The organism is Mesorhizobium sp. M1E.F.Ca.ET.041.01.1.1 (assembly GCF_003997355.1).
Taxonomy (GTDB): Bacteria; Pseudomonadota; Alphaproteobacteria; order Rhizobiales; family Rhizobiaceae; genus Mesorhizobium.
In genome coordinates this window covers 1-8,669 of record NZ_RZSL01000244.1, presented here as the reverse complement: position 1 = coordinate 8,669, position 8,669 = coordinate 1, and the positions used below count along the sequence as shown (strand labels likewise).

The following is an 8,669-nucleotide window of genomic DNA, read 5'->3' as shown; positions in this document are numbered from 1 at the left end:
GGGTAATATTATTGGAGCAGTGCCGCGGGTCACGGTGCCGCTTCCGAAAACAGACTGCGCCTAGACTCCGATGTCCGATTTCACCGCAGCAGGCCCACAAACCACCCTGCGGTGAGATCTTGAGTACTCTTTACAATAAACATTGAACAGCATGTCGAGTAGGGAAAGAAGCCGATGAGTGGGGCAAGCAGCACGTTCGCAAACAATATATGCGATAGCCATATGGCGGATTCGAGAAATTTCTACTCACTGGTCGACGGTTCTCTTGTCGGTGACGGCTCGAAATTCAACGTCATAAACCCTGCCACGCAAGGCACTGTCGGAGCCGCAATAGTACCCGCAGCGAAAGTTCTGCAGCAGGCCATCGACGCCGCTGACCTGGCTTTTATGACTTGGCGGGCTGAACAGTGGACGGTGCGCAGCACTCTCCTCCTTGCTCTGGCCGACGTGCTGCGCAAGAACGTTGAGGAACTGACACGCCTTCTGACTTTAGAGCAGGGAAAACCGCTTCAGCAAGCTCGAAACGAAACCAACTCTTGCGCCGAATTTCTTGAGCACTGTTCAGGCCTGGAGTTGCGCCCTGTCGTGCTGAATAACAAGCCGGAGGCATATGCGGAGCAATTCTTTGTCCCGTACGGTGTCGTCGCAGGAATAGTGCCATGGAATTTTCCACTCGAAGCTGCAATATCCAAGATTGGTCCGGCAATTATAGCGGGGAATTCAATAATCATTAAGCCGGCACCGACCACTCCCCTGGCTACCCTGCGCTTTGGAGAACTCATAAAGGATGTAGTTCCGCCAGGGCTTATTCAGATCATCGCGGACGACGGATCACTTGGTCCAGAGCTCGTCAGCCACCCCAGTGTTGCGAAAATTTCTTTTACGGGATCCACCGCATCCGGCAAAGCAGTCATGATGTCTGCCGCTCAAGGTTTAAAGCGTCTCTCTTTGGAATTGGGTGGCAATGACCCGGCAATCGTGTTTGACGACGTCGACGTGAATCGTGTGGCGCAAGCCATTTTCAACGCGGCATTTCTCAATAGCGGACAGGTCTGTACTGCAATCAAGCGGGTTTACGTTCATGCGGCCATTGCTGACCGTTTCTGCGAATGCCTTGCCGCTCTGGCGCTAAGTTCAATTGTAGGCAATGGTTTGGAAGAAAACGTTACCATAGGTCCTCTGCAAAATAGGGCCCAGTTCGATAAAGTTCTTCGATACTTGGACGAAGCGGAGAAGGTCGGTCGCATTCTGGTAGGGGGTAAAGCGCCAGCTCTTGCCGGCTATTTCATCAACCCTACCATCGTGACGGATATCTCCGATGAAGCCTCTCTCGTCAAGGATGAGCAGTTCGGCCCGATTCTCCCGGTCCTGACATTTGCGGATGTCGATGACGTTGTGCGCCGGGCCAACGGCACGCCTTATGGTCTTACTGCTTCCGTGTGGTCGGCCGACAGAGATCGAGCGGCGCGGATCGCTCGGCGGTTAGACTTCGGAACAATATGGGTGAACAAGCATCTGGAGTTCAATTTGGATTATCCGTTCAGTCCTTGTAAAGAATCGGGCTTTGGTACCGAAGGGGGTATCGAGGGATTGAAGGAATATGCTCAGGCCCGCCTGCTGAGCTGACATATTGGGACCACGTTGTGGGTCGCCGGCCCGAACGACGTTGGTTCCGGTCCAAAGCGGCGCAGGTATCAATCAGTGACGCCAATGTCTGAACTGGTGCTGCTTATATCTATCGGGATGGTCTCGCCTCGTCCTCCGGGAGGAGACTTCCGCGACCGCTGCACGTTTGCAACAGATCTGCGCACGCTGGCGTCTGCACCACCGTTCCTTGGATCGATCAACCCGAGACATTAAGACGAGGTCCGTCGTATGAAAGACATTCGTGTGGTCTCCGATTTCCCGCGCGAGGTCCGTGAGATCGAGAACCTGTGGATCTCTATGCCAGATGGCGTCAAGCTCGCTGCCCGGATCTGGCTCCCTAAGGACGCGGAGGCCGATCCGGTCCCTGCCGTCCTCGAATACCTGCCTTACCGCAAACGCGATGGAACCGCGGAACGGGACGCACTCACCCATCCCTACTTCGCCGGCCACGGCTATGCCGCCGTACGGGTGGATATGCGCGGCACCGGCGACAGCGAAGGCGTTTGCAAGGGCGAATATTTGAAGCAGGAACAGGACGACTGCATTGCGGTGATAGAATGGCTGGCGAAGCAAGCCTGGTGCTCCGGCGCGGTCGGCATGATCGGCATTAGCTGGGGCGGCTTCAACGGCCTCCAGGTCGCCGCCCGGCGCCCGCCGGCGCTCAAAACCGTGATCTCACTCTGCTCTACCGACGATCGCTATAATGACGACGTCCACTATCTCGGCGGCGCGCAGATGTGCGACAATCTGGACTGGGGCACCACCGCCTGGGCGATCGCCATGACGCCGCCCGACCCTCTCATTGTCGGTGACTGCTGGCGCGAGCTTTGGGAACGCCGCCTCAACGGCAACGGCATCTGGATGCACGACTGGTTCGAGCATCAGCGCCGTGACGAGTTCTACAAGCACGGGTCGATCTGCGAGGGTTACTCCGATATCGAGATCCCCGTTTACCTCGTCGGTGGCTGGGCCGACAGCTATCCGAACCCGATCTTCCGCATGCTCGAAAACCTGACCGGCATCCGCAAGGGCCTGATTGGTCCGTGGGGTCACAAATATCCGCATTTCGCCATGCCCGGACCGCGCATCAGTTTTCTCAAGGAATGCCTGCGCTGGTGGGACCAATATCTCAAGGGCGTCGATACCGGGATTGCCGACGAACCGATGCTGCGGGCTTGGGTACAAGACCCGTGTCCACCGGCCGCCATCTATGATGAGCGGCCTGGCCGCTGGGTTGCCGAGCCGTCATGGCCGGGACCCGGTGTAGGCGAACGCTCGCTCGCCCTGTCGCCTGGCCTCCTTGCCGAGGGCGCCCATAGCGACGACGTGCTGAGGATCTGTTCGCCTTCGACGGCGGGCCTCTCGTCAGGGGCTTGGTGCGGCTATGGCGTGGATCCGACCTTGCCGATAGATCAGCGCATGGAAGCCGGTAACGCGCTCATCTTCGAAACAAAGCCGTTGGCAGACGCCGTAGAGATTCTCGGCTTTCCTGAGTTGGAAGTAAAGCTATCCTCGGACAAGCCGGTTGCGCTGATCTCGGCGACGCTGTCGCTCGTTCTGGAAGACGGCGCTGGATCGCGCGTCAGCTACGGCATTCTCAACCTCACGCATCGGCATGACGACCTTGAACTGCAGCCGATGCAGCCAGGCAATGCCGAGACGGTGCGCTTCAAGTTGCGTTCCTGTGGCCAGCGCTTCGAGAAGGGTCAGCGCATTCGCCTTGCCGTCGCTACGGGGCATTGGCCAATCGTCTTCCCCGGGCCGGAGAAAGCGACGCTATCGATTCATTGCGCGGGCAGCAGGCTGATCCTGCCTGTGCGCAAGCCGCAGCCACTGGATGCAACGCTCCCGGCGTTTGAAGGACCGGAGAGCGCAGCGCCGATGGTGCAGGACGTGATCAAGGCGCACGAGCCTTTCCGGCGCGAGGTGACGACCAACCAGATCACCGGGGAAGCCACTTACACCGTCGTTAGCGATGGCGGGACCGTGCGTCACCTACATACTGGCATCACTCTGTCGGCCAGGCACACAAATGTCTTCGTCGTCCATCCGGACGATCCGAATTCGGCACGCGGAACCGTGACCTGGGAGAAGTCCTACGCCCGAGGCGACTGGGACGCCAGAGTTATGGCTTCGGCTACAGTTCGCGCGCTACGTGATATCTGGCGCATGGAGACTCACCTCGTCGCCCGTTCCGGCGACGAGGTGATCGTTGATCGCGAAGTGGTCAGAGAGTTTCCACGCGATCTGAACTGAGAAGATAGGCCGGCGCCGCTCCCCGCAGAACGAACTCTGCGCGAGCTAGCTCAGCGGCAAGAGTTTCGGCCGGCCCCTTACTCAACTGCGAAGTCGCATCCGTATCTTTTCGGCCATGGGCGCAGCCACCGCGCCGAACTTCGCCAAGCGAGCAAAACTGATCCCGATGCCGGCACCGGGACCCACCTAAGGCCTCTGTTGGTCTAAACTCAGACGTCCGACCTTTGCCACGACTGACCTGATGTGGTGGACGGCCTCCGCTCCCGGCATCGAGGTGCCCATAGTGTGGCTGTCGAAAGTCACATGAGGGAGAGCCGTCCATGGAGAAGATTACCACAATTGGTCTGGATATCGCCGAGCAGGTATTTCAGGTTCACGGGGTCAATCGTGCTGGCGCGATCGTGAGCCGCCGCAGGCTGCGCCGCGATGATGTCGTTGGTTTCTTCAAGGAATTGCCCCCTTGCCTGATCGGCATCGAGGCTTGCGCGACGGGACACCACTGGGCTCGGGTTCTTATGGCGCTGGGTCACGACGTTCGGCTGATGCCGGCTTCTTACGTGAAGCCATACGGAAGCGGCAGAAGAATGGTGCGGCGGATGCCGAGGCGATTTGCGAGGCGGTGGCGCGGCCCACGATGCGCTTCGTTCCGGTGAAGAGCCAGGAGCAACAGAGTGCGCTGATGCTGCATCGGGTCCGCGAGCTTTTGATCCGGCAGCGGATCATGCTGGTGAACGCCTTGCGCGGCCATTTGGCGGAGTTCGGCATCGTGACGCGACAGGGCATTGCCGGCGTCGGTATGCTGATCGCGTTGGTCGAGGACGATGATCACGATCTTATCCCGCCGCTTGCGCGGTCCGGCTTCTTCCGCTGATCGGGCAGTTGCGAGAGGTGCACGGGAAAGTCAGCGAGATGGATCGTCAGATTCATGGTTGGCATCGCTCGAACGAGTTGAGCCGACGCCTCGAGACGATACCTGGAATTGGCCCGATCACTGCCAGCGCAATCGCCGCGACAGTGACAGACGCGTCGCTTTCCAAATTCGGCCGACAATTGGCGGCGTGGATAGGCCTGGTGCCGCGGCAGAACTCATCCGGCGGCAACGATCGCCTCGGCAGGATCAGCAAGCAGGGCGATCCTTATCTCCGTCGCCTTCTCGTGGTCGGTGCCCATGCCGTACTCCGCTTCAGCCGAACAGGAAAAGCGCCATCAACTCGCTGGGCGGCAGATCTTCTGATGAAGAAGCCATACAACGTCGTCGGAGTCGCCCTGGCGAACAAAATGGCGCGGGTCGTTTGGGCGCTAATGACGTGAGGCTGCGGCCGCCGTTTGATGCAGTCGAGAAGGATGCCGAGATTGGTGAGCGCTGATGGTGTGATGACGGACGGTCGAGCCGGGATCGGACAAACCCGCTTAGTGGGTGCCGCTTAAAAGCGCGTTGACCTGTCTGGGATCCGATCAGCGGACTTCATCAGGGCAGCGGCATCAACAGGCCGCACTCAAAGGCCGAATACATGCCTGCACCCGACCAATCTGTCAGCAACCTCAGAAAGCCCTTGCCATGCGGAGGCCGTCCATACATGCCACTGAATTTTCATCCACGGCAATTAGAGCCTCGGCGGTGGTTCCGTTGCAAAGTTTTGTCTGGTCAGAGAATTTGCCAGAGTGGTGGCAACCTCATGCGGCAGCGAGGATTTCGAACTGCTCGGCGACGCATCCTGACCTTCCATGGTGTCGATATGCTGACGATGGCCTTGTGCACTGCCGGAGTGAGCAGCAAGCCGAAGCCCTCAAGGCGGAGCTTGGTGCTCGACTGGCTGCATGCGGGCTTCAAATGCATCCGACAAAGACCAAGTTCGTCTATTGCAAGGACCAAAGGCGTAGGGGCAAATACCCGAATGTCGTGTTCGACTTCCTCGGGTATCAATTCCGGCCGCGACGGGTGGCGAAGACACAGCGAGACGAGTTCTTTTCTGGCTACACACCTGCGGCCAGCCCCACGGCACTGAAATCGATGCGAGCGACGATCAAAAGCTTGAACATACCGCGGCAGACGCCGGGGACGCTGGCTGAAATCGCCCAACAGCTCAATCCACTCCTTCGGGGATGGATAGCCTATTACGGCCGGTTCAGCCGTTCGGCCCTGTCCACTCTGGCTGACTACGTCAACCGGAAGCTCAGGGCGTGGATCATGCGCTCAGTCCCATAAGACGCGTGCCAGCCTCTTCTTGAGAAAGCTGGCACGGGAAAATCCCGGACTGTTCGTGCATTGGAAGGTGTTCGGAACGAATACGTTCGCCTGATGGGAGCGGTGTGAATCGAGAGGTTCACGCACCGTTCTGCGAGAGGCCGGCAGGTGAAATTCCTCCGGCCTACTCACCCCTGGATCAAGACCAACATGGCTCCGCTGCGCGGTTGGGGGCCAAAGCGGCTGCGCGGCTTGGCTCCGCACGGCCACTGGCGCACGCTGACTTTCCTTGGCGCGCTGCGCTGGGATCGGCTCGCGGCACCTTGCGTCTTCGACGGCCCGATCAACGGCCAATGCTTCCGCGCTTATGTCGAGCAACAGCTCATCACCGTCCTTAAGCCCGGCGATATCGTCATCATGGATATGTGTGGACGCCCCCGTTGGTGCAAGAAGAATCTTTTCGAAGAGCGCGGAGCGTGGTCGGGTGCTGACATGTGTCCGGCCTCTGGTGCGGCTGTCACCTGCCGCGGGCCCGTATGGGAGTTCGCGGAGCGGGTCCAATTCAATCTGGCGCGCTCAAGGCGCGTATCCATGATCTGGTTTTCCCGATCCCGTCTCATTGACCGTAGCGCCATACTCTCCGTTCGACCTTCTCACACTTTGGTAGCCCGCTCGAGGAGCGGACTATCCCGCCAAGGCCGGTGCCCGTTAGGTCCCGCCCTTGGCCATCAATGCCCACACAATACGTGCCGTCTTGTTGGCCAGAGCAATGATCACCAGCATCGGCGGTTTGCGATTCAGCATCCGGATGAGCCAGGGATCTGTCGCCGCACCCTTGCGCATGGCCCAGCGCACGGTGGCGCTGGCCCCGATGATCAGCAGCCGTCGCAGGGTTCGCTCGCCCATTCGGGATGTCTCGCCGAGCTTCTGCTTTCCCCCTGAAGAACGTTGCAGCGGCGTGAGGCCGAGCCATGCCGCAAAGTCGCGACCTCTCTTGAAGGTCTGAGCGGACGGAGCCAACGCGGCAACAGCCGTCGCGGTGATCGGTCCTATGCCGGGAATGGTCATCAATCGCCTGGCTTCTGCATCCTCCCTGGCGCGCTTGGCGATCTCGCGGTCGAGCCCGGCCACTCTCTCGTCCAGCGACCGCAACTGCGCAACGAGCAGAGACAGGATCGGACGAGCAGCTTCGGGGATAGCCGAACCATTGTCCTCAATTGCCGCGATGAGCTTGGCCACATGGAAGAGGCCCTGCGCGGCCACCAGACCAAATTCGGCAAGATGGCCCCGTATCGCATTGATAGTCTGGGTCCGCTGGCGCACCACAAGATCGCGCACGCGAAACACCATAGCCGCAGCCTGCTGATCTTCGCTCTTCACCGCCACGAACCGCATGGTCGGCCGCTGCGCCGCTTCACAGATCGCTTCGGCGTCAGCGGCATCGTTCTTCTGCCGCTTCACGAAAGGCTTCACGTATCCCGGAGCGATTAGCCGGACATCGTGCCCCAGCTTCGCAATCTCCCGCGCCCAGTAATGGCCGCCGGCGCACGCTTCCATGGCAACCCTGCAGGCTGGCTGAGCAGCAAGAAACCTGAGTACGTGATCGCGGCGAAGCTTCTTCCTGAACACCACAGCTCCTGACGCATCCGAACCGTGCGCTTGGAATATGTTCTTCGCCAGATCCAATCCGATTGTGCTAACTTTCAACATGGACGCCTCCGTTCAAGTGATGATCGACGACACCACTTTGGCACAGCGATGCCGTGAGGGGGCGTCCACATGGGGTAATCGCGGGAGCGACGCGCCCTGGAACCGATCATAGCCTTGGAGGGTGGCTGTTCCCCGATAAGATGAAATACGGGCTCACGACTGGACGCCGGGCCCAGCATCAACGGAGAACAGCCATGGAAGAACATATCGGTCTCGACGTGTCGATGAAAGAGACGGCAGTGTCGATCCGCCGTGAAGGCGAACGGATCTGGCGCGGGAAGTGCGCATCTGATCCCAGGATCATTGCCGAGCTTGTCCGCAAGCGGGCGCCGGCCGCAAAGCGCGTCGTGTTCGAAACCGGCCCGCTGTCGGTTTGGTTCTATCATGCGCTGCGCGCCGAGGGATTGCCAGCCATCTGCATCGATGCGCGCCATGCCAAAGCCGCTCTCGATATGGCGGCGAACAAGACGGATGCGAATGACGCCGATGGTTTGGCGCGTCTTGCTGAAGCAGGATTCTTTCGCGAGGTGCGCGTAAAAGGCTTCGACAGTATGTTGACCCGCACGCTCGTGGCAGCACGCACCCGGCTGGTCCGGATCACCGTCGAGCTTTCCAACCAGATCCGAGGGATCACGAAAACGTTCGGCTTGCTCGTTCCCGCCGGTAAGGGAACTACATTCGAAAAGAATGTCCGGAGCCTTCTTATCGATCAGAGCGAGCTTGCTCCTGTCGTGCTACCGATGTTGGAAGCCTGGCGCAGCATTCGCATCCGTGCCGCCGAGCTTGGGCGCCAGCTTGTCGCAGATGCACGTCAAAGCCAAGCATGCCGCATACTCATGTCGATCCCCGGCATCGGCGCCATCACCGCAAC

The 8,669-nt window shown here is 59.6% G+C and carries 5 protein-coding genes and 2 pseudogenes; 6 read left to right on the top strand and 1 reads right to left on the bottom strand.

The features are described from left to right. Nucleotides 1-174 precede the first annotated feature (174 nt). From EOA38_RS19825 to EOA38_RS19805, 5 genes and pseudogenes are all read left to right on the top strand, one after another. Complete coding sequence (locus EOA38_RS19825) at nt 175-1,626, top strand: aldehyde dehydrogenase family protein (protein WP_210212975.1); 1,452 nt, start codon at nt 175-177, stop codon at nt 1,624-1,626. Between the two features lie 249 nt (nt 1,627-1,875). Further along, a complete protein-coding gene (locus EOA38_RS19820) occupies nt 1,876-3,903 on the top strand; it encodes a CocE/NonD family hydrolase (RefSeq protein ID WP_127300009.1) in 2,028 nt (675 codons plus the stop codon). Nucleotides 3,904-4,223: 320 nt separating this feature from the next. Beyond that, nucleotides 4,224-5,214 (top strand): annotated as a pseudogene (locus tag EOA38_RS19815) (IS110 family transposase). 247 nt (nt 5,215-5,461) lie between these two features. Next, entirely contained in the window at nt 5,462-6,109 is a 648-nt protein-coding gene (locus tag EOA38_RS19810) for a group II intron maturase-specific domain-containing protein (RefSeq protein ID WP_245480880.1), read from the top strand. 174 nt (nt 6,110-6,283) lie between these two features. Then, a pseudogene (locus tag EOA38_RS19805) lies at nt 6,284-6,511 on the top strand (IS630 family transposase); the annotation flags it as partial. Between the two features lie 285 nt (nt 6,512-6,796). Here EOA38_RS19805 and EOA38_RS19800 read toward each other — a convergent pair. Continuing rightward, nucleotides 6,797-7,798, bottom strand: a complete 1,002-nt coding sequence (locus EOA38_RS19800; protein ID WP_127300008.1) for an IS110 family transposase — start codon at nt 7,796-7,798, stop codon at nt 6,797-6,799. Nucleotides 7,799-7,992: 194 nt separating this feature from the next. Here EOA38_RS19800 and EOA38_RS19795 point away from each other — a divergent pair. Continuing rightward, the coding region (locus EOA38_RS19795) for a transposase (RefSeq protein WP_145966003.1) at nt 7,993-8,669 on the top strand (677 nt) is incomplete at its 3' end.

Excerpts from the sequence above, each read along its gene's own strand:
- EOA38_RS19825 (WP_210212975.1), top strand. The coding sequence starts at position 175 with ATGAGTGGGGCAAGCAGCACGTTCGCAAACAATATATGCGATAGCCAT.
- EOA38_RS19820 (WP_127300009.1), top strand. The coding sequence starts at position 1,876 with ATGAAAGACATTCGTGTGGTCTCCGATTTCCCGCGCGAGGTCCGTGAG.
- EOA38_RS19810 (WP_245480880.1), top strand. The coding sequence starts at position 5,462 with ATGCGGAGGCCGTCCATACATGCCACTGAATTTTCATCCACGGCAATT.
- EOA38_RS19800 (WP_127300008.1), bottom strand. The coding sequence starts at position 7,798 with ATGTTGAAAGTTAGCACAATCGGATTGGATCTGGCGAAGAACATATTC.